The organism is Paracoccus sp. (in: a-proteobacteria), assembly GCF_047605025.1.
GTDB lineage: Bacteria > Pseudomonadota > Alphaproteobacteria > Rhodobacterales > Rhodobacteraceae > Paracoccus.
Genome location: NZ_JASGGO010000015.1, coordinates 43,221 through 68,126 on the forward strand (window position 1 = coordinate 43,221; position 24,906 = coordinate 68,126).

27 protein-coding genes and 1 tRNA gene are annotated in these 24,906 nt (G+C 66.1%); 15 read left to right on the plus strand and 13 right to left on the minus strand.

Going from position 1 to position 24,906, the window contains the following annotated elements; all coding sequences use genetic code 11:
• Nucleotides 1-95 precede the first annotated feature (95 nt).
• Complete coding sequence (locus QM682_RS10290; RefSeq protein ID WP_415129381.1) at nucleotides 96-680, minus strand: YceI family protein; 585 nt, start codon at nucleotides 678-680, stop codon at nucleotides 96-98.
• Nucleotides 681-989: 309 nt separating this feature from the next.
• Here QM682_RS10290 and rpsF point away from each other — a divergent pair, with 309 nt between their 5' ends.
• The 5 genes from rpsF (at nucleotide 990) to QM682_RS10315 (ending at nucleotide 4,233) form a co-directional block, all read left to right on the plus strand.
• Nucleotides 990-1,412, plus strand: coding sequence for a 30S ribosomal protein S6 (gene rpsF / locus QM682_RS10295; protein ID WP_415129383.1), 423 nt, complete (start codon nucleotides 990-992; stop codon nucleotides 1,410-1,412).
• An 18-nt stretch (nucleotides 1,413-1,430) separates the two neighbouring features.
• A complete protein-coding gene (gene rpsR, locus QM682_RS10300; protein ID WP_022704737.1) occupies nucleotides 1,431-1,658 on the plus strand; it encodes a 30S ribosomal protein S18 in 228 nt (75 codons plus the stop codon).
• A 12-nt stretch (nucleotides 1,659-1,670) separates the two neighbouring features.
• A complete protein-coding gene (rplI, locus tag QM682_RS10305; RefSeq protein WP_415129385.1) occupies nucleotides 1,671-2,255 on the plus strand; it encodes a 50S ribosomal protein L9 in 585 nt (194 codons plus the stop codon).
• A gap of 156 nt (nucleotides 2,256-2,411) precedes the next feature.
• Complete coding sequence (locus tag QM682_RS10310; protein ID WP_415129387.1) at nucleotides 2,412-3,296, plus strand: hypothetical protein; 885 nt, start codon at nucleotides 2,412-2,414, stop codon at nucleotides 3,294-3,296.
• A 106-nt stretch (nucleotides 3,297-3,402) separates the two neighbouring features.
• Nucleotides 3,403-4,233 carry a universal stress protein gene (locus QM682_RS10315; RefSeq protein ID WP_415129389.1) on the plus strand — a complete coding sequence of 277 codons (831 nt, stop codon included), beginning with the start codon at nucleotides 3,403-3,405 and terminating at the stop codon, nucleotides 4,231-4,233.
• Here QM682_RS10315 and fnrL read toward each other — a convergent pair.
• On the minus strand, nucleotides 4,230-4,979 hold the full coding sequence (gene fnrL, locus QM682_RS10320; protein ID WP_415129391.1) for a transcriptional regulator FnrL: 750 nt from the start codon (nucleotides 4,977-4,979) through the stop codon (nucleotides 4,230-4,232). The two genes, QM682_RS10315 and fnrL, sit on opposite strands and share 4 nt — an antisense overlap.
• A gap of 52 nt (nucleotides 4,980-5,031) precedes the next feature.
• Between fnrL and hemN the strand changes: the two genes are divergently transcribed.
• Nucleotides 5,032-6,387, plus strand: coding sequence for an oxygen-independent coproporphyrinogen III oxidase (gene hemN / locus QM682_RS10325; RefSeq protein ID WP_415129393.1), 1,356 nt, complete (start codon nucleotides 5,032-5,034; stop codon nucleotides 6,385-6,387).
• A 157-nt stretch (nucleotides 6,388-6,544) separates the two neighbouring features.
• Here hemN and polA read toward each other — a convergent pair whose 3' ends face one another.
• Complete coding sequence (polA, locus tag QM682_RS10330; RefSeq protein ID WP_415129395.1) at nucleotides 6,545-9,358, minus strand: DNA polymerase I; 2,814 nt, start codon at nucleotides 9,356-9,358, stop codon at nucleotides 6,545-6,547.
• 181 nt (nucleotides 9,359-9,539) lie between these two features.
• Entirely contained in the window at nucleotides 9,540-9,731 is a 192-nt protein-coding gene (locus QM682_RS10335; protein ID WP_415129397.1) for a zinc-finger domain-containing protein, read from the minus strand.
• A 69-nt stretch (nucleotides 9,732-9,800) separates the two neighbouring features.
• On the opposite strand from QM682_RS10335, the gene QM682_RS10340 reads away from it, so the two are divergent.
• Nucleotides 9,801-10,754: an ABC transporter ATP-binding protein gene (locus QM682_RS10340; RefSeq protein ID WP_415129399.1), complete on the plus strand. Its 954-nt coding sequence runs from the start codon at nucleotides 9,801-9,803 to the stop codon at nucleotides 10,752-10,754.
• Between the two features lie 3 nt (nucleotides 10,755-10,757).
• On the opposite strand, the gene QM682_RS10345 is transcribed toward QM682_RS10340, so the two are convergent.
• Both QM682_RS10345 and QM682_RS10350 read right to left on the minus strand, forming a co-directional pair.
• Nucleotides 10,758-11,129, minus strand: coding sequence for a histidine triad nucleotide-binding protein (locus QM682_RS10345; protein WP_415129401.1), 372 nt, complete (start codon nucleotides 11,127-11,129; stop codon nucleotides 10,758-10,760).
• 12 nt (nucleotides 11,130-11,141) lie between these two features.
• Nucleotides 11,142-12,719 carry a DUF5928 domain-containing protein gene (locus QM682_RS10350; RefSeq protein WP_415129403.1) on the minus strand — a complete coding sequence of 526 codons (1,578 nt, stop codon included), beginning with the start codon at nucleotides 12,717-12,719 and terminating at the stop codon, nucleotides 11,142-11,144.
• 134 nt (nucleotides 12,720-12,853) lie between these two features.
• Here QM682_RS10350 and QM682_RS10355 point away from each other — a divergent pair, with 134 nt between their 5' ends.
• From QM682_RS10355 to QM682_RS10370, 4 genes are all read left to right on the plus strand, one after another.
• A complete protein-coding gene (locus QM682_RS10355; RefSeq protein ID WP_415129405.1) occupies nucleotides 12,854-13,672 on the plus strand; it encodes a sulfotransferase family protein in 819 nt (272 codons plus the stop codon).
• Between the two features lie 292 nt (nucleotides 13,673-13,964).
• Entirely contained in the window at nucleotides 13,965-14,171 is a 207-nt protein-coding gene (gene rpmF, locus QM682_RS10360; RefSeq protein ID WP_155062779.1) for a 50S ribosomal protein L32, read from the plus strand.
• A gap of 17 nt (nucleotides 14,172-14,188) precedes the next feature.
• Entirely contained in the window at nucleotides 14,189-15,298 is a 1,110-nt protein-coding gene (gene plsX / locus QM682_RS10365) for a phosphate acyltransferase PlsX (RefSeq protein ID WP_415129408.1), read from the plus strand.
• 16 nt (nucleotides 15,299-15,314) lie between these two features.
• A complete protein-coding gene (locus QM682_RS10370) occupies nucleotides 15,315-16,286 on the plus strand; it encodes a beta-ketoacyl-ACP synthase III (protein ID WP_415129410.1) in 972 nt (323 codons plus the stop codon).
• Here QM682_RS10370 and QM682_RS10375 read toward each other — a convergent pair whose 3' ends face one another.
• Nucleotides 16,287-16,562, minus strand: coding sequence for a DksA/TraR family C4-type zinc finger protein (locus QM682_RS10375; RefSeq protein WP_415129412.1), 276 nt, complete (start codon nucleotides 16,560-16,562; stop codon nucleotides 16,287-16,289).
• A 196-nt stretch (nucleotides 16,563-16,758) separates the two neighbouring features.
• Here QM682_RS10375 and ihfA point away from each other — a divergent pair, with 196 nt between their 5' ends.
• The 4 genes from ihfA to QM682_RS10395 all read left to right on the plus strand — a co-directional run bounded on the left by ihfA (nucleotide 16,759) and on the right by QM682_RS10395 (nucleotide 18,970).
• Nucleotides 16,759-17,067 (plus strand): integration host factor subunit alpha, encoded by a 309-nt coding sequence (gene ihfA, locus QM682_RS10380; RefSeq protein WP_415129414.1) that lies wholly within the window; start codon nucleotides 16,759-16,761, stop codon nucleotides 17,065-17,067.
• A complete protein-coding gene (locus tag QM682_RS10385; RefSeq protein WP_415129416.1) occupies nucleotides 17,067-17,648 on the plus strand; it encodes a MerR family transcriptional regulator in 582 nt (193 codons plus the stop codon). The genes ihfA and QM682_RS10385 overlap by 1 nt, the downstream gene beginning before the upstream one ends.
• 116 nt (nucleotides 17,649-17,764) lie before the next feature.
• Nucleotides 17,765-17,842 (plus strand) — tRNA-Pro (locus QM682_RS10390).
• Between the two features lie 60 nt (nucleotides 17,843-17,902).
• Nucleotides 17,903-18,970: a 2'-deoxycytidine 5'-triphosphate deaminase gene (locus QM682_RS10395; RefSeq protein ID WP_415129418.1), complete on the plus strand. Its 1,068-nt coding sequence runs from the start codon at nucleotides 17,903-17,905 to the stop codon at nucleotides 18,968-18,970.
• 51 nt (nucleotides 18,971-19,021) lie between these two features.
• On the opposite strand, the gene QM682_RS10400 is transcribed toward QM682_RS10395, so the two are convergent.
• The 6 genes from QM682_RS10400 to argS form a co-directional block, all read right to left on the minus strand.
• Nucleotides 19,022-19,216 (minus strand): hypothetical protein, encoded by a 195-nt coding sequence (locus QM682_RS10400; RefSeq protein WP_415129420.1) that lies wholly within the window; start codon nucleotides 19,214-19,216, stop codon nucleotides 19,022-19,024.
• 9 nt (nucleotides 19,217-19,225) lie between these two features.
• On the minus strand, nucleotides 19,226-19,849 hold the full coding sequence (gene scpB, locus QM682_RS10405; protein WP_415129422.1) for an SMC-Scp complex subunit ScpB: 624 nt from the start codon (nucleotides 19,847-19,849) through the stop codon (nucleotides 19,226-19,228).
• Nucleotides 19,846-20,646, minus strand: a complete 801-nt coding sequence (locus QM682_RS10410; RefSeq protein WP_415129424.1) for a segregation and condensation protein A — start codon at nucleotides 20,644-20,646, stop codon at nucleotides 19,846-19,848. Before QM682_RS10410 ends, scpB begins: the two co-directional genes overlap by 4 nt.
• A gap of 63 nt (nucleotides 20,647-20,709) precedes the next feature.
• Nucleotides 20,710-21,696 carry a glycoside hydrolase family 3 N-terminal domain-containing protein gene (locus tag QM682_RS10415; RefSeq protein ID WP_415129426.1) on the minus strand — a complete coding sequence of 329 codons (987 nt, stop codon included), beginning with the start codon at nucleotides 21,694-21,696 and terminating at the stop codon, nucleotides 20,710-20,712.
• Nucleotides 21,696-22,889, minus strand: a complete 1,194-nt coding sequence (locus QM682_RS10420; protein WP_415129428.1) for an SPOR domain-containing protein — start codon at nucleotides 22,887-22,889, stop codon at nucleotides 21,696-21,698. Before QM682_RS10420 ends, QM682_RS10415 begins: the two co-directional genes overlap by 1 nt.
• 75 nt (nucleotides 22,890-22,964) lie before the next feature.
• Nucleotides 22,965-24,710 (minus strand): arginine--tRNA ligase, encoded by a 1,746-nt coding sequence (gene argS / locus QM682_RS10425; protein ID WP_415129430.1) that lies wholly within the window; start codon nucleotides 24,708-24,710, stop codon nucleotides 22,965-22,967.
• Nucleotides 24,711-24,906 lie beyond the last annotated feature (196 nt).

Consider the following 24,906-nt stretch of genomic DNA (forward strand, 5'->3'; position numbering starts at 1 on the left):
CATCACCGCCCCGGCCCTGGGAAAGGATCCGGGGCCACCCCTGGAAGCCGTATCAGAAACAGGATGCAAGACATTGTTCCTGATCGGAAACGCCCTTAGCCAGCCTTGGGCGCCTCGACCGTGATGCTGATGTCCAGCTTGTCATCCACGGCGGGGGCGAATTTGCCCAGGTTGAAATCCGAGCGCAGGATGCTGGTTTCCGCATCGAAGCCCGCGACCTCCTGGCCGCTCATCGGGTGTTTGGCGAGCTGGCGCAGTTCCACATCCAGCACCACCGGCTTGGTCACCCCGTTCAGCGTCAGATCGCCCGTGACCTTGGCTTCCTTGCCGTCGCCCTCGACCTCCACCTTGGTGGATTTGAAGGTGGCCAGCGCCGTGGCCTTGTCGGTGTTCAGAAAGTTCGGCCCGAAAAGATGCCCGTCCAGCACGGGCGAGACGCTGACCAGACCGGAAAGCGGGATCGTCGCCTCGACGCTGGAACTGGCCGGGTTCTCGGCATCCAGCATCAGCTTGCCGGTCACGCCGTTGATGATGCCGGTGCTGGTCGAAAAGCCCATATGCCCGTAATCGAACACGACCTGGCTGTGCGAGGGATCGAAATCATAGGCCACCGGCTCGGCCAGGGCGGCGGTCCCGGTCAGGACCAGAGCGAGGGCTGCGGGAATGAAAAACGGCTTCATGATGATCTCCTGATGGAATTTATCGGTTTACTGTCGCCGGGGAATGCCCTTGTCGCAACAAGGCCCTGCTTAACATATCCTGACAAATGCGTGTTGAGACCAGGCGGCGAAACACTGTCGCCGCAATGGGGAAGGCGGCGGGAAGGAATGCCCCGCCCCCATGATCCAAGGGGATTTCGCCTTGCAATCACGCCGACCGCCGCTATAAGGGCGCATCCTTCCGCATAAGCGAAACCGGCGCAGCCTCTCGTGGCGGGGCGCGGAGGGACTGTCCCGCCGTTGAAATGCGCTTTGAACATAGGTGCAGACATGCCGCTTTATGAGCATGTGCTGATCGCCCGCCAGGACCTGTCGAACACGCAGGCCGAGGGGCTGATCGAACATTTCTCGACCGTTCTCGCCGATAATGGCGGCAAGGTCGTCGATAACGAATACTGGGGCGTGCGCACGCTTGCCTACAAGATCAACAAGAACCGCAAGGGCCATTACGCCTTCCTGCGTTCGGACGCGCCCTCGGCCGCCGTGCAGGAGATGGAGCGCCTGGCCCGTCTGCATGACGACGTGATGCGCGTGCTGACCGTCCGCGTGGACGAGCACAAGGACGGCCCCTCGGTCCAGATGCAGAAGCGCGACGAGCGTGAGCGCGGTGACCGTGGCGATCGCGGAGACCGTGGTGATCGCGGGGACCGTGGCGAACGCCGCGAGCGTCGCGAACGCGACGACCGGAACTAAGGGAAAGGAACCAGAACCATGGCGAACAAACCCTTCTTCCGCCGCCGGAAAGTGTGCCCCTTCTCGGGCGACAACGCTCCTGCCATCGATTACAAGGATACGCGTCTGCTTCAGCGTTACGTTTCGGAACGCGGCAAGATCGTGCCCTCGCGCATCACCGCCGTCTCGGCGAAGAAGCAGCGTGAACTGGCCCGCGCCATCAAGCGCGCCCGCTTCCTCGCCCTGCTTCCCTATGCCGTGAAGTAAGGAGAGACGATCATGCAAGTCATCCTGCTGGAACGTGTGGCCAAGCTGGGCCAGATGGGCGATGTCGTGAAGGTGAAAGACGGCTTCGCGCGCAACTTCCTCTTGCCGCAAGGCAAGGCGCTGCGGGCCTCGGAAGCCAATATCGCGGCCTTCGAAGAGCGTAAGGTCGAACTGGCCAACCGCAACGACGAAACCCGCGCCGATGCGCAGAAGCTGGCCGAGAAACTGGACGGCCAGATCTTCGTCATCATCCGTTCGGCCTCGGACGCCGGCGCGCTTTACGGTTCGGTCACGCCGCGCGATGCCGCCGATGCCGCCATTGCCGAAGGCTTCTCGGTCGAGCGTCGTCAGGTCGTTCTGACCGCGCCGATCAAGGAACTGGGCCTGCACGAGGTGCGCGTTCACCTGCACCCGGAAGTCGGTGCGACGATCAGGCTGAACGTCGCCCGCTCGGCCGAGGAAGCCAAGCTGCAAGCCTCGGGCAAGTCGATCCAGGAACTGGCCGCCGAAGAAGAGGCCGCCGCCGAGTTCGAAATCGCCGAACTGTTCGACGATATCGGCTCTGCCGGCCGCGACGAGGATGGCGACGCGAACTGATCGCGTCCTTTCCCTGGCAAGACCCCGAAACGCGCCGCCTGCGGCGCGTTTTTTCATGGCATCGCCACACGCGGGCCGGGGAACGTTCGGGCCGGCTTGCGGGTTGATCCCCAAACTTCAGCCCCACGACCGCGGCCTCATCCCAAGGACAATCCCATGAGCAGCCACCACTCCGACCGCCGCGATCCCGACCCGCAGGGCGATTTGGGCGTCACCCGGACCGATGCGGATGTGCTCAGCGAGACCCGCTTTGGCCCCCGCCCCGTGCCCCAGGGGCACAGGCCTCCTCACGGGCCGCATGAATCGCGCCGCATCCCGCCCTCGGGCGATGTTTCGCCGGACGGCTCGCGCAGCTATCCGCGCCCGTCCCGGCTGGCGAAGTGGATCGTCTGGGGCGGCACCGGGATCGCCGCGGCGGCCCTGACGGCCGGCACGGTCTATGCCGCCCGCCATGTCGCCGACCTGCTGGATGGCGACAAATCCCCCGCCGGCGGGCCGCGCCCGGCCAAGCCGCCCCACATGCCCGCCGAGGCGGCCCGCGACGACCGTCCCCCCCGACAAGGTGCCCGACAAGACGCCCAGGATCGCGCCGCGCGTTTCGCCGCCCCCTCGGCGGACGAGCCGCGCGCCCGGCCTCGCCGCCGCGCGCCCCGCCGCAACCTGATGCAAGAGATCGAACAGAACACCCAAAGCCTCAGCCAGGGGGTGGACAGCGTGATGCGCTCGGTCAATCACGCGGTAACGGGGTTTGGCGGCGTCGCGGGGCAAGCCGCCCAGATCGTCCGCGAATTCGGCGATGTCGCGGTCCTGATCCGCGAATTGATGGGCAATTCCCAAGACCGGCGCCCGGAGCCGGCCGCGCGTCAGGGTTTCGGCACCCGTCCGCCCGGTCCCGCGCATGGCGAAGTTCATCCCGACAACCGGGCCCCCGACGACCGCCACGGCGCGCATATGCCCGACCTGCATGGCGATGCCGCCGCCCATGACCCGGCCAAGGACTCCATCGCTCGCGATTTCGATCCCCGCAGCCATCGGCTTTGAGCCGCGCGGCTCCAATCTTGATCTGCGTCAATCCGCTTGCCCGAAGGCCCGCTAGGATAGATCCGTGGATGCCTCGGTTCAGAGGCGCAAAGAAGGAGAGAGGCATATGGGCTACAAGTCCATTCTGACCGTGCTGACCGGCGAGGCGCGGCAGCAGCTTGATTCGGCCGTCGCCATGACCCGGCGCGAGAATGCGCATCTGGATGTTTTCTGCTTGGGCGTCGATCACAGCCAGGTCGGCTATTATTATGCCGGCGCCTCGGCCTATGTGTTGCAGGAAACCATCGACAAAGCCGTGGCCTCGGCGGGTGAGTTGGAACAGAAAGTGCGTGATCGGCTGGCCCCCGAGGATATCCGCTGGTCGGTCGATTCCGCTGTCGCGCAGGTGGGCGGCCTGTCCACGCTGGTGGCGCTGCGGGCGCGCTATTCGGATCTGGTGGTGTTGAACCGGCCCTATGGCGAAGGCGCCTCGGCCGATGCGGAGGCGATCACCGAAGCCGCCCTATTCGAGGGCGCCGCTCCGGTGCTGATCGTTCCGCATGAACTGACCGAGCCCTTCGGCAAGCGCATCCTGATCGCCTGGAACCAGTCGAGCGAGGCGATGGCTGCGGTGCGCCGCGCGCTGCCGCTTCTCCAGGCCGCCGATGCGGTCGAAATCACGGTGATCGATCCTTCGCCCAACGGGCCGGAACGCTCGGACCCCGGCGGAGCCTTGTGCCAGATGCTGACGCGCCATGGCGTCCGGGCCGAGATCGCAGTCCTGGCCCGCACCCTGCCCCAGGTCAGCGACATCCTGACCCGCCGCGCGACCGAGATCGGCGCCGACATGGTGGTGATGGGTGCCTATGGCCATTCGCGCTTTCGCCAGGCCATTCTGGGCGGCGCCACGCGCAATATGCTGGAAAAGGCCACCGTCCCGGTGCTGATGGCCCGCTAGCTCGGCAGGCCGCCATCCATGTCGTCCCCGCTTTCCGCGATCAGATCGCGGAAGCTGGGGACGATCACCCGGCGCTTGCCCGCAAGCTCGATCAGCCCCTCGCGCTTCAGGGTATTGATCTGGCGGCTGACGGTTTCCAGCGTCAGGCCCAGATAATCGGACATGGCATCGCGCGTCAAAGGCAGTTCGACCGCGATCCTGCCCTCGGGGCGCTGCTTGATCAGCGCTGCCTCTCGCCGGGCCAGGATGACCAGGAAGGACGCGATCTTTTCGCGCGCGGATTTCCGGCCCAGAAGCAGCAGCCAGTCGCGGGCGGCGTCCAACTCGTCCAGGGTCATCTCAAGCAGGCGGCTCGCGATGCGGGGATTGTCGATCAGCAGCTTCTCGAAGGGCTTGCGGCGAAAGCAGCACAAGGTCAGGTCACTGGTCGCGGTAACGGTATAGGCAGCCATCTCGCGCCCCGGACGGCCCAGGAAATCGCTGGGCAGCAACAGCCCCACCATCTGCGTGCGCCCATCCTCCATCTGCTGGGTCAGCCCCGCCATGCCAGCAACGACCGAGCCGACGAAATCCATCCGATCCCCCGCCCAGACGATGACCTGCCCCGCCTCGAAGCTGCGATAGAACTTCATCTGCTCCAACTCGGCCAGTTCGTCCTTCTCGCAATGTGCGCAGACCGCCCGATACCGGATCGGGCAGATCGCGCAGGCATGCTGCGAGACGAGAAGGGCGTTATCTGCTGTCATGAGGCTTGATCTGGGTCAATGAGTCCGCGCACCATCCCATTAAACTAGCGCCATGGAACAACAATCGCAACTTGAACGCCACGGTCTGTTCAAGACCCGTGTCCCGCGTTACACAAGCTACCCCACCGCGCCGCATTTCGGCCCCGCCATCGGTGCCGCGGAATTCGGCGAATGGCTTGCCGCGATCCCGGCGCAAGGCAGCATCTCGCTTTATTTGCATGTGCCGTTTTGCCGCAGGCTATGCTGGTTCTGCGCCTGCCGGACGCAGGGCACGCAATCGCTGGACCCGGTGCGCAGCTATGCCCAGACGCTGATCCGCGAAATCGCGCTCCTCAAGACGCGGCTCGCGCCGGGGATCACGCTCTCGCGATTGCATTGGGGCGGAGGAACCCCGACGCTGATGCCGCCCGAGATGATCCGCGAGATCGCGGCCGCGCTGCATTCCGCCTTCCCGCTAAAGCCGGATGCCGAATTCTCGGTCGAGATCGACCCGAGCGAAATCGACGAAGCCCGCATGGACGCGCTGGCCGAGGCCGGCCTGACCCGTGCCTCGATCGGAATCCAGGACTTCGACCCCGAGATCCAAAGGATCATCGGCCGGGAACAAAGCTTCGCCCAGACCCGCCGCGCGGTGCGGATGATCCGCGACCGGAACATCGCCAGCCTGAATGCGGATATCCTCTACGGCCTGCCGAGGCAGGATCCGCTCCGCATCGCCGAGACGGTGCAGAAGCTGCTGGCGCTCTCACCCGACCGGGTGGCGCTTTACGGCTATGCGCATGTGCCCTGGATGGCCAGGCGGCAGGTGATGATCCCGGATGACAGCCTGCCCCTGGCCCAGGATCGGCTGGCCCTGTTCGAAACCGCCCGCCGGCTTTTCCTGGCCGATGGCTATGACCAGGTTGGCATCGACCATTTCGCCCGCCCAGGGGACGGCCTCGCCCGCGCCCAGGGCCGGGGCCGGCTACGCCGGAATTTCCAGGGCTATACCGATGACCGATCCCCGGCGCTGATCGGGCTGGGCGCCTCGGCCATCTCGCGTCTGCCCCAGGGTTATGCGCAGAACGCCCCGGCAACGAACCAGCATATCGCCCAGATCCGCCAAGGCCGGTTTTCGACCACCCGAGGCCATCGATTCACAGCCGAGGATCTCTGGCGCGGCCGGATGATCGAGGCGCTGATGTGCGACTTCCACATCCATGCCCCCGAATTCACCGCCGCCCACGGCCTTTCTCCGGCGCGATTGTCCCAGATCCTCACCCCCGTCGCGCGGCACTTCGGCAACCTGGTGCGGATCGACGATCAGGGCCTGACCATCCTGCCCGAGGGGCGCCCGCTGACGCGGATCATCGCGCGGATGTTCGACGCCTATGAAGCGTCGTCCTCGGCCCATTCCTCGGCCATCTGACGAAGGCCCCGCCTTGCGGCACTGGTGCATGGGTATTTGGAAAGCGGAGAAGCACTGCGCCGCACCCCATGACCAAGACCGGCGCAGGACAAGATCCCCTCTGCATTCTTCGCTTCCGAAATACCCATGCGGCCATGACGAAGCAAAGGCGCCGGGATCAATGCGCCTCGGCCCAGTTCGCACCAACGCCCGCGTCCACGATCAGCGGCACATCCAGACGGATCGCCGGATCGGCGGCACCCTGCATCACATCGCGCGCGACCCGGATCAGATCCTCAACCGCCGATTCCTCGACCTCGAAGACCAGTTCGTCATGGACCTGTAACAGCATCTGGGCGGGCAGGTCGCGAATCGCCTCGGGCATGCGGATCATCGCGCGGCGAATGATGTCAGCCGCCGCGCCCTGGATCGGAGCATTGATCGCAGCGCGCCGCGCGCCGCCCGCAGCAGGCCCGCTCTGGTTGATGCCCGGCGTCATGATCCGCCGCCCGAACAGGGTGCGCACCTGCCCCTCCTGCTTGGCACCGGCGATTGTGCGGTCCATATAGGCCCTGATCTCGGGGAAACGCTGAAAATAAGTATCGATGAATGCCTGCGCCTCGGCGCGAGGAATGCGCAGATTGCGCGCCAGGCCAAAGCCCGAGATACCGTAGATCACCCCGAAATTGATTGCCTTGGCACGGCGGCGGATCATCGGATCCATGCCCTCGACCGGGACGCCGAACATCTCGCTGGCGGTCATGGCGTGAATGTCGATGCCGTCGCGGAACGCCTGGCGCAGCGCCGGGATCCGCGCCACATGCGCCAGGATGCGCAGTTCGATCTGGCTGTAGTCAAGGCTCACCAGCCGCATCCCCGGCCCCGCGACGAAGGCTTCGCGGATGCGCCGCCCCTCGTCGGTCCGGACCGGGATATTCTGCAAGTTCGGATCGGTCGAGGCCAGCCGCCCCGTCTGCGCGCCGGCGATGGAATAGCTGGTATGGACCCGCCCCGTCTCGGGGTTCACATGCAAGGGAAGCGCGTCGGTATAGGTCGATTTCAGCTTCGATATCCCGCGCCAATCCAGCACGCGGGCAGGCAGGTCATGACCCTCGGCGGCCAGGTCCTCAAGCACCTCGGCATTGGTCGAGAAGGCCCCGGTCTTACCCTGCTTGCCGCCCGCAAGGCCCATCCGCTCGAACAGGATCTCGCCCAGTTGCTTGGGACTGCCGACATTGAAGGGACCGCCCGCCAGTTCGTGGATCTCGGCCTCAAGCGCGGCCATCTTCTGGGCAAAGGCATTCGACATGCGCTTCAGATGCTCGGCATCGATGCGGATGCCCTGCATCTCCATCCGCGCCAGGACCGGGACCATGGGGCGCTCCAGCACCTCATAAGCGGTCGTAACCTGGGCGCGGGCAAGCTCGGGACGGAAGCGATGCCACAGCCGCCAGGTCACCTCGGCATCCTCGGCGGCATATTCGGCGGCCTTGTCGATGGCGACCTGTTGAAAGCCGATCTGCGCCTTGCCCGAACCGATCAGATCCTTGATCGGCACGCATTTATGCCCCAGATAGCGGTCGGCCAGTTCGTCCATGCCATGGTTATGCTCGCCCGCATTCATCGCGTAAGACATCAGCATGGTGTCGTCGATCGGCGCGACCGTGATGCCCTGCCGGGCCATGATCTTGAAATCATACTTGATGTTCTGGCCGATCTTCAGGACCGCCTCGTCCTCCAGCATCGGCTTCAGCAGGGCCAGCGCACGGGCCGCATCCATCTGCCCCTCGGCCAGAGCCGGGCCGCCGAAAAGATCGCCCGCCGCCCCCTCGCCGACATGGCCCAAAGGGATATAGCAAGCCCGCCCCGGCCCCGTGCAAAGCGAGATCCCGACCAGATCCGCCTGCATCTCGTCCAGCCCGGTCGTCTCGGTATCGAAGGCGACGACGCCCTTCCCGGCGATCTCGTCCAGCCACTGGCACAAGGCGGCCTCGTCGCGGATCACGGCATAGAGGCGGCGGTCGATGGCCGGCAGTTCGGCCGTCGTCGTGGGCGCCGAGACGGTCGCCGCCACCGTCTCGGCGGCCGCGGGCGCCTCGGCCCCGAATCGCTCGGCCACGCGCTGGGTCAGGGTGCGGAACTCCATCCGGTTCAGGAACTCGATCAGCGCCTGCGGCTCGGGCGCTCGCACATCCAGGCTCTGCAAACCGAAATCCAGCGGCGTGTTGCAATCCAGCTCGACCAGCCGCTTCGAGACCCGAATCTGCTCGGCATGGTCGATCAGGGTCTGGCGGCGCTTGGGCTGCCTGATCTCGCCCGCCCGCTCCAGCAGCGTCTCCAGGTCGCCGAACTCGTTGATCAATTGCGCGGCGGTCTTGATCCCGATCCCCGGCGCGCCCGGAACGTTGTCGACTGAATCGCCGGCCAAAGCCTGCACATCCACCACCCGCTCAGGCCCGACGCCGAACTTCTCGCGCACCTCGTCTGGTCCGATGGACTTGCCCTTGATCGGGTCCATCATCTCGACGCCATTGCCCACAAGCTGCATCAGGTCCTTGTCCGAGCTGATGATCGTGACACGCCCGCCCGCATCCCGCGCCTGGCAGGACAAGGCGGCAATGATGTCGTCCGCTTCGAATCCCTCAAGCTCGATGCAGGCGATGTTGAAGGCCCGCGTCGCCTCGCGGGTCAGCGGGAACTGCGGCCGCAGATCCTCGGGCAACTCGGGGCGGTTGGCCTTGTAAAGCGGATAAATATCGTTTCGGAACGTCTTGGAACTATGGTCAAAAATTACCGCGGCATGGGTCGGCTGATCAGACCCCGAGCCGTCCTGGATATATTTCCACAGCATGTTGCAAAAGCCCGCCACCGCCCCGATGGGCAGCCCGTCCGAGCGGCGCGTCAGCGGCGGCAAGGCGTGATATGCACGAAAGATGAAGGCCGAGCCGTCGATCAGATGAAGATGGTGGCCCTTGCCGAATTTCGCGTCCATGGATGCCTCCGTCTGCCGCTGCCGAATACAGCCCCCTTCTGGCACGAAGCGGAACGGGGGCCAAGACCGGGGACAGACCCGGCATCGCCGCATCTTTCTTGTTCAAATATCCCCGCCGGAGGCAGCCAAGCCCACCACCGGCGCAAGACGCGAAACGAAGGGAACGGCGATGAAATCGGCCTCAGTGATCGTCGTGGGCGTGGGCGCGGTCGATGACGAAACGCTTGTCGCAATAGCCGCATTCGACCCAACCCTCGTCGTTATGCGGGATCGCCAGCCAGACACGCGGATGGCCCAGGCCCCGGCTCTCGTCGCCATCACAGCAGACTTTCCAGGAAGTGACGGTCTGGATCTCGGGGGCCGGAAGGGTCATGGCGGTTCCTTGAGCTTTGACGACAAACGGGGTTAAACCCGCACGCATCATAATAACTGGAAGGACGCGATGCCAGCCCCCGAAAGCGCGACGGATCGTGCGAATGCGATCGAAATCAGCGGCCTGACCAAGATCTACGCGGCCTCGGGCGCGAACCCGGCCAAGGCGGCGCTGAAGGGGCTGGACCTGAACATCCCGACCGGCTCGGTCTTCGGCCTGCTGGGACCGAACGGCGCGGGAAAATCCACCACGATCAACATCCTGGCCGGCCTCGTGCGCAAGACGGCGGGCAAGGTCCGTATCTGGGGCTTCGATCAGGACATGAACCCGCGCCAGTCCCGCGCGGCCATCGGGATCATGCCGCAGGAACTGAACATCGACCCCTTCTTCACGCCCCGCGCCAGCCTGGAACTGCAAGCGGGGCTTTACGGCGTGCCCAAGCGCGAACGCTGGACCGACGAACTCCTGGCCCTGGTCGGCTTGACCGAGCAGGCGGAGAGCTATTCCCGCCACCTTTCCGGGGGAATGAAGCGGCGGCTTCTTCTGGCCAAGGCGCTGGTCCACCGACCGCGGATCCTGGTCCTGGACGAGCCGACGGCCGGCGTGGACATCCAGTTGCGGGAAATGCTTTGGGCCAATGTGCGCAAGCTGAACCGGCAGGGGATGACCGTCATCCTGACCACGCATTACCTCGAAGAGGCTCAGGACATGTGCGACCGGATCGCCATCATCGACCGGGGAGAGCTTTTGCTGAACGAGCCGACCGCGACACTGCTTGGCCGGGCCGATTCGAAGACGCTGGTGATCGATACCGGCACCGATCACGCCTTGCCCGCGCTTCCCGCCTCGGTCCGGGCCGAGCGGCGGGCGGATGGGCGGCTGGCGCTCAGCTATGCGCCCTCGAACCTGACGGCGGACCGGCTGATCGACCTGCTGCGCGCCGCCGGCCTGCCCATCCGCGACATCGCGGTCGAGGCGCCGGACCTTGAGGATGTCTTCGTCCAGCTCACTTCGGGACGATAGGGCTCAGTCCTCGACCATGCGGCCCATGCCGCGCCCGGCCAGGATATGCAGATGGTAATGCGGCACCTCCTGCAAGCCATGGGGACCGGCATTGGCGATGGCGCGGAAGCCCTGGCCGTGGTCCAGGTCCACCCCCAGATCGCGCAGCAGCCGGGCGGTGGCGCGGGTGAAATCCAGGATCTCCGCATCCGAGGCATTGGCGGCGAAATCGTCATAGCTGACATAGGCGCCCTTCGGGATCACCAGCACATGCACCGGCGCCTTGGGGGCGATATCGTGAAAGGCCAGCGTGTGCTCGGTTTCCAGCACGGTCTTGCTGGGGATCTCGCCGCGCAGGATGCGGGCGAAGATGTTCGTCGTGTCATAGGCCGGCATCAGCCTCTCCTCTCAGTCATTGAACAGACGCGGGGTCAACGCGATCTCGCGCGCGGCATCGGGCATGATGTCCAGGAAGTTGGCAAGCTCGACGGCATTGTCCTCGGCCCGGCGCGAGGGGCCGATGGAATGAAACTTGGCGAAATCGGAATCGCGCAGCCGCTCGCCCTCATGCTCCAGATCGGCCCGCACGGTCGGGATCAGCCGGTCGACCACCTCGGGCGGGGTATGCGGTCCGGCCAGCCCCACCCGGCGGATATGGCCGCGCAGATAATCATCGTCGAAATCCGATTCGATCAGCAGCACGCGGGTATCGGCCTTGTCGGCCATCAGGTCGCGGATCAGATGCAGCGCCGAGGGATCCAGGCAGATCACCAGCCACTTGGACTGGAACTGCTCGAAGAGCAGCTTCAGCAGCGCGCGGCGATGACGCTCGCGCTTGGCCACGGTGGTCTCGACCCCGCCCAGATCGGGCAGACGAGCCTCGACCTCGTTGAACAGGTAATCGACCGCGGGAATATCCGTCCGCCTGCGGATGGCCTCGGTCAGGCGCTTGGCCACGTGCCATTTCTTCGACACCACCATCAGCAGCGATTTCTGCCGCCCCAGGCTGCCGTCCACCTCCCAGAAACGCGCCCCGAAACGGCGCCCGACCCGACCCTGCCCGGTCAGAAAGCGGAAAAGGCCCGTCGCCTCGTTCGAGATCGGAAAATGCACATCCGTCGCCGCCCAAAGCGCCCCCAGCCTTTCGCGCAGGCGAATCGCCTCGGGACTGATCTTGCGGGCGAACAGGTAGTTCTGGCCGCGCAGCAAGTCGTAATGGTCGTTATAGAAGGTCACCGGCATGCCGTAATCGGTGAAGACCAGATAGGTCAGCGTCCGCGTCCGCAATTCCTTCTTCGGCACGACATGGGGCACGATGGTCTGGAAGAAGGTCTCGTCCGGGATCCATGTGGTCGAGAAGAAGCGCAGCACATCGGATCGGCTGCTACAGAATTCCAGCACCCGCTCCAGGCTCCGGCGGCGCAGGCACCACCATTGCGAACCGATCATCACCTGGATGTCGGCGGGCACGGGGCGGGTGATCTTGAACCGCTTCTGCAACTCATAGCTGGCATAGAACCGCTTGGGCTGCCTGCGCTCGTTGAACCAGTGCCGATAGATCAGCCGCTCTTCCTTGAAGCCAGTCTTGATCCAGTCCGAGGCGAAGAAATCGAGGCTCTCGATATAGTCGCAATCCTCGGCATCCAGGAAGGCATGGGCGTATTCGGCCGATTTGATCGGCATGCAATCGCCCGACAGCATGTAGAAATGCGTCGCCTGGGGAAAGGTCTCGACGGCGATGCGCGCGGTGTCAAGCGTGGCGCCCACCAGCGACCACTCGCCCCAGCCGCATTTCCAGCGCCGCGTCGCGAAGACCACGCCGGGATTGTCGGCCAGCGCGCCGCGGATCGCCTCGAAATCCTTGGGGTTGGCGCGCCCGTCGAAGTGGATCGCCACATAATCGCCGGTGGCGGTCAGCCGGTTCGCCTGGGCGATGACACCCTTGGTGTCCTTGTGACAGAGCAGAATGAAGGCAATCCGCGCCATTTATCCGACCATTCCCGACCTCGCGCCGCGACCCTTCCACACCCGGTTGAATCTCACCCGATGATTTGCTTTCTGTCTCTAACGATTTTGACAGGGTCGGCAACCCGACCGGCACCGCGAAGGGACGAAACGCGATGGGATTTCCAGGCACCTGGATGACGGAAAGCGAAAGCATGATCTATCGGGTCGTGCCCAAATGCGCGTGCTCGTCCATCGGCCAGATCATGTTCTACTCGGACCACGGCCGCTACTTCGACGGCGACATCCACGATTCGACCTCGGGGCTGCATAAATGGAACCAAGAGGCCAGCCAGCCCCTGATCGAACAGTCCGTGCGCGAGCATAAGGCCCTGACCTTCACCTGCGTGCGCAATCCCTATGGGCGCATCCTGTCCTCGTTCTTCGACAAGATCGCGGGCGTCCAGCGCAACGGCAAGCGGTATAGGGGCAATCTGGTGCCGCAACTGACGCAGCGTTACGGCATCGACGTGGGCAGCCCCGAGAACGATTTCCAGTTCGACCAGATCGCCAGTTTCCGCCGCTTCCTGCTCTTCGCGCGCGACACGATTCGCTGGCGCCGCCCGATGGAACCCGACATCCACTGGTCCGCGATGTCCGGCCATATCGCCACCTTCATCGTGAACGGGGGCCGCTACGATCAGATCTTCTTCACCGAGAAATTCAACGAAGGCATGCAGAAGGTGCTGAACGCCTCCCCCACGCCCGTCAAGCTCGACGTGAACGAGGTGCCCAGGTTCAACGAATCCGAAGGTCACGGACCCAAGCGCGCGCATAAGATCGGCGAATATTTCGACGACCTGTCCCGGCATCTGGTCTGGGAAATCTACAAGAAGGATTTCCAGCTCTTCAAATACGACTTCGACAACCCCGACAACAAATACCCCAGATCCGAGATCGACCTGGCCGAGGTCCATGCCAAGCTGGGCCGCTGAAAGCGCCGCTCCGCCCTTCTTTCTTGCCCAAATATCCCCGCCGGAGGCAGCGGCGCGCCCGCGCCGCTTTTCTTCCTCGCAGCCCCAGTTTTCCCTTGCGGAACGGAAAAATAACGCTATTTTTCCGCCTTCATTCGACCGGCGGGGGATGACCCGGACCGAAGGCCCCCGTGCGCGCGATACGTTTCGCGCCTTGCGGCTGACGCTCTTCTGGCCTATGCCCCGCCCCAGACCCGAAATCAGAATCCGGGGCCGCCTTTCCGCCGCCCCCCGAACCCCTTGAGGATGTGACATGGCTGTCCCTCAGAACCGAGTTACCCGGTCCCGCCGCAACATGCGTCGCTCGCACGATGCGCTGGTCGCCGGCAACCCGAACGAATGCACCAATTGCGGCGAATTGAAGCGTCCGCATCACGTCTGCCCCTCCTGCGGTCATTACGATGGCCGTGAGGTCGTGGCGCAGGCCAATGAAGTCGATCTGGACGACGACGCGGCATAAGCGGACCGACCGCGGACATGTCATCGCCGAAGGCCACGACCAGTCCGCGCGCCCCCGACTCCAGGGGCAGCGTGGTGATATCCGTTGACGCGATGGGCGGCGACCGCGGCCCTGCCGCGGTTGTCGCGGGCATTGCCGAAAGCGCCCTGAAGAACCCGGACATCCGCTTCATCCTGCACGGCCCCCGGACCGAGCTGGAACGGCTGATGGCACGCCGTGACGATCTGTTGGCGCGCTGCGATATCCGCGACGCCAGCGGCGTCGTGACCATGTCGGACAAGCCCAGCCAGATCGTGCGCAAGGGCCAGGACACCTCGATGTGGTCCGCCCTGGAATCCGTCCGCAATGGCGAGGCGACCGTCGCCGTCTCCTGCGGGAACACCGGCGCGCTGATGGCGCTGTCGATGCTGCGCCTGCGCAAGCTGCCGGGCGTCAACCGCCCCGCCATCGCCTGCCTCTGGCCCTCGCGCAATCCGCAGGGCTTCAACGTCATGCTGGACGTGGGCGCCGACATCCGTGCCGACGCCCAGGATCTGCTGACCTATGCGCTGATGGGCGCTTCCTATGCCCGCAACGGGCTGGGGCTGGACCGACCCCGCGTCGGCCTGCTGAATGTCGGCACCGAAGAGCACAAGGGCCGTGCCGAGCTGAAGCAGGCGCATGAACTGATCGGCCAGACCGCCGAGACGGGCAGTTTCGAATATGTCGGCTTCGTCGAAGGCGGAGACCTGCCCTCGGCCCGCGCCGATGTGATCGTGACTGACGGCTTCACCGGAAATATCGCCTTGAAAACCGGCGAGGGCACGGCCAAGCTGATGGGGGATTTCCTGAAGGAAGCCTTCAACAACTCGATCATGTCGAAATTCGCCGCGCTGCTCGCCATGACCTCGCTCAAGCGGCTGCAAAAGCGCATCGACCCGCGCCGCGTGAATGGCGGCGTGTTTCTTGGTCTGAACGGCACCGTCGTCAAGTCGCACGGCTCGGCCGATGCGACAGGCGTATCGGCCGCGATCAAGCTGGCTTTCCAACTGGCGCAATCCGGTTTTCACGACCGGCTGGCCGCCCGCGTGGCGCAATCGCTTGCGCCCGCCACCCAGGCCCACGACGAAGATATGAATGCGAAGTGAACAAGGGGGCGTGCTGATGCGGCGTGCGATCGTCCGGGGCACCGGCCATTACCTTCCCGAGCGCGTGGTCCCGAACAGCTGGTTCGAGGACAAGCTCGACACCACCGACGAATGGATCCGCGCGCGCACGGGGATCGAACAGCGCCATTTCGCCGCCCCCGACCAGCGCAGCAGCGATCTGGGCATCGCCGCAGCGAAGGCCGCGCTGGCCAAGGCCGGGATGGGCGCCGACCAGATCGACGCGATCATCGTCGCCACATCGACCCCGGACTTCACCTTCCCCTCGGTCGCGACCATGGTGCAGGCGGGGCTGGGCATGACGCGCGGCTTCGCTTTCGACGTTCAGGCGGTCTGCGCGGGCTTCGTCTTCGCGTTGGCCAATGCCGACGCGATGATCCGCGCGGGCCAGGCAGACCGCGTTCTGGTCATCGGGGCCGAGACGTTCAGCCGCATCATGGACTGGACCGACCGCGGCACCTGCGTGCTGTTCGGAGACGGCGCCGGCGCCGTGGTGCTGGAAGTCGCCGAAGGCAGCGGCACCTCCGAGGATCGCGGCATTCTCGCCGCCGATCTGAACAGCGACGGGCAATATCGCGAATTGCTTCATGTCGACGGCGGCGTCGGCTCGACCGGCACGGCGGGCTGCCTGCGCATGCAGGGCAATCTGGTCTTTCGCCACGCGGTGGAGAAGCTGGCCCAGACGGCGCATCGCGCGCTGGCCCGCGCCGGGCTGACCGAGGATCAGGTCGATTGGCTGGTCCCCCACCAGGCCAATCTGCGCATCATCGAATCGACCGCCAAGCGCATGCATCTGCCGCTGGAAAAGGTGGTGCTGACGGTGGCGCAGCACGGCAACACCTCGGCCGCCTCGATTCCTCTGGCCCTGTCGGTCGCCGATTCGCAAAACCGCTTCCAGCCCGGCCAGATCGTGGTCGCCGAGGCCATCGGCGGCGGCCTCGCCTGGGGTTCCATCGTCCTGCGCTGGTAATCAGCGCAGTTGCGAATCCTTCGAGCCGCGCCGATTGATCCCGGCCTGCGGCTTGAACTTTTTGTCCCGCCCCGACTGGCAGGCCACGCAAAGCCGCACCCCCGGCAATGCCCGGCGCCGCGCCTCGGGAATCGGCTCGTCGCATTCGGCGCAGAATTCCGCGCCTTCACCCGAAACACGCGCGGAATTGCGCAGTCGCATCCGCTCGATCGCCTCGCGCGTCGAGACATCGATCTGATCGTTCACCGCATCGTCGCGGGTCCATCCACCAGCCATGATCCCGGCCCCCTTTCGCGCCGCTGCCCCATAGGTAGGCGCAAATTCCGCCCGTCAAACCGCATCAGCCGAACCGCACTTCTAAGACGCGAATATGATGGGCGAATTTCCGTCATAAAGGAACCTGAATCAGTGGCGCTTGTTGACAGGGAATGGCAAAGAAGATCATCCTCGTTTCACAAGAGAGGTATTTCTGATGAGTGAAACCACCCTGACCCGCATGGATCTGGCCGAAGCCGTTTTCCGCGAAGTCGGCCTCTCGCGGCACGAATCGGCCCAATTGGTGGAAAGCGTGCTTGCGCATATCTCGGACGCATTGGTGCGGGGCGAGCAGGTCAAGATCTCGTCCTTCGGCACCTTCTCGGTGCGCGACAAGAACGAGCGTATCGGCCGCAACCCCAAGACCGGCGAAGAGGTGCCGATCACGCCCCGCCGGGTGCTGTCCTTCCGTCCTTCGCATCTGATGAAGGACCGGGTTGCCGCCGGCAACAAGAACGGTAGCTGATGGTCAAATCGCCCGACGCCTTCCGCTCGATCGGCGAAGTCTCGCGAATGGTGGGCGTTGCGCCGCATGTGCTGCGTTACTGGGAAACCCAGTTCAGCCAGTTATCCCCGGTCAAGCGCGGCGACGGCCGACGCTATTACCGCCCCGAGGACGTGCGCCTGGCCGCCGGCCTTTGCCAGATCCTGCGCGAAGAGGGGCTGAGCATTCGCGGCGCCAAGCGGATGCTCGCGTCCGACCGGGGCGAGCGGTTGCGCCGTCTGGGCGCCGTCCGCCTGGGCGAGGCGGTGGCCAGGACCAAACCCGCCCCCGCAGCAGCCCCCGCGCAGATTGAAACGCCGCCGCCGCGCGCATTCGCGCCATACGAATCCCAGGCCCCCCAATCCCCGGTCTGCGAATCCTCTCTACCGGGTCCGAAAGCCGAATCCCGCCCCGATCCCGGCGCGGCTCCCGCCGCGCCCCTCTGGCTGGCGCGCCTGGCCGCGACAGGGGCAAGACTCCGGGCCAGAAACGACCTGCCCCCGCACCTTCAGACCGCGCTGACCCCGCTGCGCTCGGCCCTTGCGGCCGGGCCACGCTCCTGAATATCCAGGCTTTTGCAGGGCTATGCGTCCCCCGCGGCAATCATCCTGGTTTCGAGCGATTTTTCTGCCCTCCGCCCCTTGTGCTTGGCTGCGCCTTCGCTCTATATGCCCCTCGTCGGGCCGTGGCGCAGCCTGGTTAGCGCGTCCGTCTGGGGGGCGGAAGGCCGCGAGTTCGAATCTCGCCGGCCCGACCATTCCGAAAACGCCCATCCTCGGCCGAGGGTGGGCGTTTCCTTTTGCCGAAAGGGTTCCGCATGAGCGGCGTTCTGCCTGATCTGTCCCTGCGCCGCCTGATCGAGCAGGGCGCGATCCGGGCCGAGACTCGGATCCTCTCCGAACAGATCCAGCCCGCCAGCCTTGACCTGAGGCTGGGCAACACTGCCTGGCGGCTTCGGGCGTCCTTCCTGGCCGGGCATGGCCGCAAGGTCAGCGACCGGCTCGCGGATTTCGAGATGCATCGGATGGACCTTTCGCAGGGCGCCGTCCTGGAAAAGGGCTGCGTCTACCTGGTGCCGCTGCTGGAACGCCTGGCCCTGCCCCAGGGCCTGGACGCGGTCGCCAATGCCAAAAGCTCGACCGGGCGGCTGGATCTTCTGACCCGGCTCGTGACCGACGAGGGCACCGAATTCGACCGCCTGCCCCCCGGCTATGACGGCCCGCTTTATGCCGAGATCTGCCCGCGCAGTTTCTCGGTCCTCGTCCGTCCCGGCATGCGCCTGAACCAGCTTCGCCTGCGTGAAGGTCAGGCGCAACTCAGCGATGCCGATCTGCGCGCGCTTCACGCCCGCCAACCACTGGTCCGCGGCGAGGCCCTGATCGACGAGGGCCTGGGCTTCTCGGTCGATCTGCGCCCCGCGCGCGGTGATCTGGTCGGCTATCGTGCCCGCCCGCATAGCGGCGTGATCGACCTCGACCGCATCGGGGCCTATCCGGCCCGCGACTTCTGGGACGAGCTTCGCACCACCGACGGCCGGCTCATCCTGGATCCTGGCGCCTTCTATATCCTGGTCAGCCGCGAATCGGTCGCGATCCCGCCCGATTACGCCGCCGAGATGGCGCCTTACCTGGCGATGGCGGGTGAATTCCGGGTGCATTACGCCGGCTTCTTCGATCCCGGTTTCGGCCATGGCGCGGCGGGCCAGGGCGCGCGCGGCGTCCTTGAGGTCCGTTGCCACGAAGCGCCCTTCGCCCTTGAGCATGGTCAGGTCGTGGGCCGCCTTGTCTATGAGCGCATGGCCGCGCGGCCCGAACGGCTTTACGGCGCCGGGATCGCCTCGAATTATCAGGGCCAGGGCCTGAAGCTGGCCAAGCAATTCGCTTGACCGGCCTTCCGCTTGCCCCAATACCGAGCCAGTATCGGGGGGGTAACCCGCTTACTTCCCGATCCGCCGGGTGATCCGCGCCGCCTGCCGCGCGCGCTTGACCGCCATGCGCGCGGCCTTTTCGCGCCCGCGCTGCTGGGGCGTCTGGCGACCATCCGCCGACTGGTTCATCTTGCGGATGCCCAGGTTCAAAAGCCGGTTCGTCAATATCCGGGCCAGCATGCCGAAAAGTCTATTCGCATTCATCATCCGCTCCTACTCGTCCTCGAACAGATCCTCGGCGGCGACCGGCTCGTCCTCTACCTGGGCCGACATCGGCCCCAGGGGCCGCGATTCCAGCAGCCCCGCCGCGCGCAATTCGGCAAGACCCGGCAGGTCGCGGGCGCTTTCCAGCCCGAAATGATCCAGGAAACTTTCGGTCACGACAAAGGTGACGGGGCGGCCCGGCGTCTGCCGCCGCCGCCCGATGCGGACCCATTCCAGTTCGATCAACTGGTCCAGCGTCCCCCGGCTTAGCGCGACGCCGCGAATTTCCTCGATCTCGGCGCGGGTGACCGGCTGGTGATAGGCGATGATCGCCAGCGTCTCGGTCGCGGCCCGCGACAGGCGCCGGCTCTCGACCGTGGCCTCCTGCATCAGGAAACCCAGATCCGCCGCCGTGCGAAAGGCCCAAGCCTCGCCCACGCGGGCCAGCGTCACCCCCCGCCCCTCATAGCGCCGCCGCAGACAGGCCAGCGCCTCGGCCACGTCGCAGCCCTTGGGCAGGCGGGCCGCGATCTCGCGCAGGCCCATCGGCTCGGCGGCGGCGAAAAGCACCGCCTCGACCATGCGCTCCTGCTGGTCCAGAGGCGGTGGCGGGAAGGTTTCCAGATCGGTCATTCGGGACGCCTGCGGATCGAAAGGGGGGCGAAGGTGCCCGATTGCTGAAGCTCAAGCTTGCCCTGGCGCGCCAGTTCCAGGCTGGCGGCGAAGGTCGCGGCGGTGGCCGAGCGGCGACGGCCCTGATCGGCGCCCCAGCCTTCGGGCAGGAACTCGGCCAGGTCGGTCCACCCCCCGACATAGCCCAGCAGCCCGCGCAGCCGGTCCAAAGCCTGCTCCATGGTGAAGATGTCGCGCCGGTCGAAGGCAAAGGGCCGGAACTCGTCTCGCGTGCGCAGCCGGGCATAGGCGCGCATCAGATCGATCAGCCCCGCCTGCCAGGACACGCGGCGGGCGCGCAGCACCGTTTCCGGGGCGCCCCGCGCGAACCGCTGATGGCCCAGCCGGTCGCGGGCCATCAGCCGCGCCGCCATCTCGCGCATGGCCTGCAAACGCTCAAGCTGGAAGGCCAGATGCGCGGCCATCTCCTCGGCGCTGGGACCTTCGGCCTCGGGATCGGGCGGCAGCAGCAGCCGTGATTTCAGGAAGGCCAGCCAGGCCGCCATGACCAGGTAATCCGCCGCCAGTTCGATGCGCAACTCTCGTGCCTGATCGACGAAGTTCAGATATTGGTCCACCAGTTGCAGAACCGAAATCTGCATCAGATCGACCTTTTGCGTCCGCGAAAGGGTCAGCAGCAGGTCCAGCGGGCCTTCGAAGCCCGAGACATCGACGACCAGAACCTCATCGGCCTGCCGCTCGGCCACGCTTTGCGGCGCCTCGCCGGGCACCGGGGTCAGATAGGGCACCTTGATCATGGCCAGAGGGACACGCGCTTGCACCGGGGCAGAATCGGACGGGGCGGCCAAGCTGTCAACCGCTTAGGCCGCAAGCCCGCCAAGCGCGCGCAATTCCCGCCGCAATTCGGCCAGGTCCAGCGCGCCGGCAGGCTGGCGCAGCGCCAGGGCGCCTGCCGCGCGGCGCTTGGCGTCAGGCGACAGCCTGCCCGAGGCGGCGACGATCCCCTCCATCTGCGCCAAGGTCTCGTTGCAGGACAGGACCAGATCGCAGCCCGCCGCGACGCTGGCCGCCGCACGCTCGGCCAGCGAACCTTGCAGCGCCTGCATCCCGATATCGTCGGACATCAGCAGCCCGTCGAAACCTATCCAGTCGCGGATCATGCGGATCACCGGGGCCGAGGCGGTGGCCGGCGCATCGTCCAGCGCGGTGAAGCGGATATGCGCCGTCATCGCCATGGGCAGATCCGCCAGCGCCCGGAACGGCGCGAAATCGCTGTCCTGCAATTCGGGCAAGGGCGCCTCGACCACGGGCAGGTCCTTGTGGCTGTCCACCCGCGCCCGGCCATGGCCCGGCATGTGCTTGATCACCGGCAGCACGCCCGAGGCCAAAAGCGCATCCGCCGCGATCCGGCCGCGCCGGGCCACGCTGTCCACATCGGTCCCCAGGCAGCGGTTCCTTAAGAACGGATGGGTCTCGTCGCGGGCAATGTCCAGCACCGGAGCGCAATCGGCGTCGATGCCCATGGCACGCAATTCCTGGCCCAGCAGCAGGTGATGCAGCCAGATGGCGCGGTCGCCGCGCCCGGCCTGCTCCAGCGGCGGCGGGAAATCGGTCCAATGCGGGGCACGCATCCGCTGAACGCGCCCCCCCTCCTGGTCGATCAGGACCGGGGCATCGCGTCCCACCGCCTCGCGCAGCGCGCCGGTCAGCCGGCGCAGCCGCTCAGGCGTGTCGATATTGCGGCCGAACAGGATGAAACCCCAAGGATCGGCGGCGCGAAAGAAATCGCGCTCGGCCCCGCTCAGGTCGGGACCGGCGATGCCGCCCAGGATCGTCGCGCCGGCCATTACTTGGCGGTGGCGGGGATGCAGTCCACGCCCTCGGCGATCAGCGCGGCGCAGAAGCGGCGTGCCTCTTCTTTCGAGGTGAAGCCCCCCGCCCGCAGGCGCCAGAAGGTGCGGCCATTGGCCTTGTGCTCTTGCACCACCATGGATTTGCCCGAGAAAAGTCCGCCGAACTTGCCCGAGACACGGTTCCATTCGCCGCGCGCCAGCTTGTCGCTGTCGAAGGCACCGATCTGGGCCATGGACGACCCCGATGCGGATTTGGCCGGGGCGGCAGCAGGCGGCGCATCCTGGGCGGGCGCGGCGGCGGTAGCGCGCGAGGGCGGGGCGGCGGGGCGGCTTTCGCTGACCGCCGGAGCCGCGGCGCTGGCAGCAGCAGCAGCGGGCACCGGGGCTGAAGTCGCCCGCGCGACCACGCGGCGCGGGCGCGGCGCGGGACGCTCGGATTGCGGCACCGCAGGGGCGGGCACGGCGGCCTGCGCCTCGACCAGGGCCTGCGCGATGGCGTTCTCCTCGGGCTCTTGCCCGGAAAGGTCGGTCAGTGCCTCGTTCACGGGCGCCTCGGCAGCCGGCGCGTCGCTGATCATGGCATTGGCGACGGCATCCTCTTCCTCGGTGGTCTCGACCGGCGCGGGCCTGCCGTCGGGGCGGGCGATGACGCGGGCGGTCTCTTCCAGCGGCGGCAGTTCCACGGCGCGCGAGGGCGCCTGGGCGGTCGCGCCCAGAACGCCCATGGCGACATCCTGTGCCTCAAGCCCGGTGGCGCCGGGGGCGATCGCCACCTTGTCCACATCGCGGGGCTTGGCACCGGCGGCGACGGTATTGACCGCCAGGCCCAGACGGTCGGTCAGTTCGCCGCCCGGATCGTCGGGCGCGGTCCGCGCCTCGCCTTGCAGCGCGCGGATCACCGGCACGCCCGAGACATCGCGCACCACCAGCTTGAAGCCCCAGACCGCCAGCACGATGATCAGCCCGACCGAGATCAGCGCGCCGAGATAATGCGTCAACCGCGACAGGCGCTGTCGCATGCTGGGCGGGCCAAGCAAGGCGGGATCGTGGTCCCCGCTCCATTCCTGATCCTGCCAGGCATCGAATTGAGAATCCTCGCCCCGGCTCTCGCCATAGGGAAAGTCTTGCGGCTGCCGCCGGGACTGATCGCCTTGGAACCCGCCAGAGCGGAAATCTACTACTGCCATGCCTATGCCTGCCTGCCGGTTCGCCCGGATGTTATGCTGCTCGTTACTCTGCTTGCCCCGGCAGGCGGCTGTTTGTCAGCGCATCTCTTTGGCCGGAGTCACGCCCAAGATACCAAGACCGGCCGAAATAACAACGCCGACGGCCCGCACAAGCGCGATTTTCGCCGAAGTCGCGGCCAAATCGCCCTCTTGCACGAAACGCAGGCCGGTTTCCTCATTCCCCCGGTTCCATAGCGAATGCAGGTCCGAGGCGATGTCATACAGGAAAAACGCGACCCGGTGCGGCTCATGGGCGCGGGCGGCGATCTCGACCGTGCGCGGCCATTCGGCGACCTTCCTGGCCAGTTCCAGTTCGGCCGGATGGTCCAGCCGGTCCAGATCCGCCCCGGCCAGCGCGGCATCGGCGACATCGACCCCCAGCCCCGCCGCCCGACCCAGGACCGAGTTCACCCGCGCGCTGGCATATTGCACATACCAGACCGGGTTGTCCTTGGACTGTTCCAGCACGCGGGCAAAGTCGAAATCCAGCGCCGCGTCGTTCTTGCGCGTCAGCATGTGAAAGCGCGTCACATCCGCGCCCGCCTGCTCGACAACATCGCGCAGGGTGACGAAGGTGCCGGCGCGCTTGGACATCTTGAAGGGCTCGCCGTTCTTGAACAGCTTGACCAGCTGGATCAGCTTGACATCCAGCGGCACGCGGCCATCGGACAGCGCCTTCACGGCGGCGGTCATGCGCTTGACATAGCCGCCATGGTCGGCGCCGAACACGTCGATCAACTGGTCGAAGCCCCGGTCGATCTTGTCCCAGTGATAGGCGATGTCGGGCGCGAAATAGGTCCAGGAGCCATCCGATTTCTTCACCGGCCGGTCCACGTCGTCGCCATGGCTGGTCGAGCGGAAAAGCGTCTGCTGGCGCGGCTCCCAATCCTCGGGGGTCTTGCCCTTGGGGGGCTCCAGCACGCCCTCATAGATCAGCCCGGCATCTCGCAGGCGCTGAATGGCGGATTCGATCCGGCCCGTGCCGTAAAGCGCCTTCTCGCTTGAAAAGACATCCATATGCACGTTCAAAAGCGCCAGATCCTGCCGGATCATGTCCATCATGGCCTCGGTGGCGAAGTCCCGGATCTGGGCCAGCCAATCGGATTCGGGCCTGTCGATCAGGCTGTCGCCGTATTTGGCCTTCAGCGCCTCGCCCACCGGGATCAGGTAGTCGCCGGGATAAAGGCCCTCGCGGATCTCGGGCTCCAGGCCGTTGGCCTCGCGGTAACGCTCATAGGCGGAGCGCGCCAGAACATTGACCTGCGCGCCGCCGTCATTGATGTAATATTCCCGCGTCACGTCGAAGCCCGCGAAATCCAGAAGCGCGGCCAGCGCATCGCCGAAGACCGCGCCGCGCGTATGGCCGACATGCATCGGCCCGGTCGGATTGGCGCTGACGAATTCGACATTGACCTTGACGCCATCGCCCAAGGCCGAGCGGCCGTAATCCGTCCCCGCCCGCAACGCCGCGCGCAGGACGCCGCGCCACTCGCCCGGTTCCAGCCGCAGGTTCAGAAAGCCCGGCCCCGCCACCTCGGCCCCCGCGATGCGCGGATCGGCGGCAAGGCGCGCCGCCAGGACCTCGGCGATGTCGCGCGGCTTCTTTCCGGCGGGCTTCGAAAGCACCATCGCGGCATTGGTCGCCATGTCGCCATGGGCGGCATCGCGCGGTGGCTCGACCGTGACGGCGGCCATGTCGAGGCCGGCGGGCAGATCGCCCGATTGTTCCATCTGCGCCAGCGCGTCCAGGACCAGCGCGCGGATTTCCGAAAAGAGGTTCATGGCTTCCATCCGTATGATCGCGCTGGGATAGCCCTTGCCCAAGGGGGCCGTCAACCACGCGGCCGGGACAAAGCCGCGCGGCGACGGCGGCAGACCCTGCTGGCGGCGGATCTCCCTGGGGCACACCCCCCGCCGGTCCCGCCAGCCCCCCGCAGACAGCCCCGCCAGCACCCCCGCAGGCAGCCCGAGCCTTCCC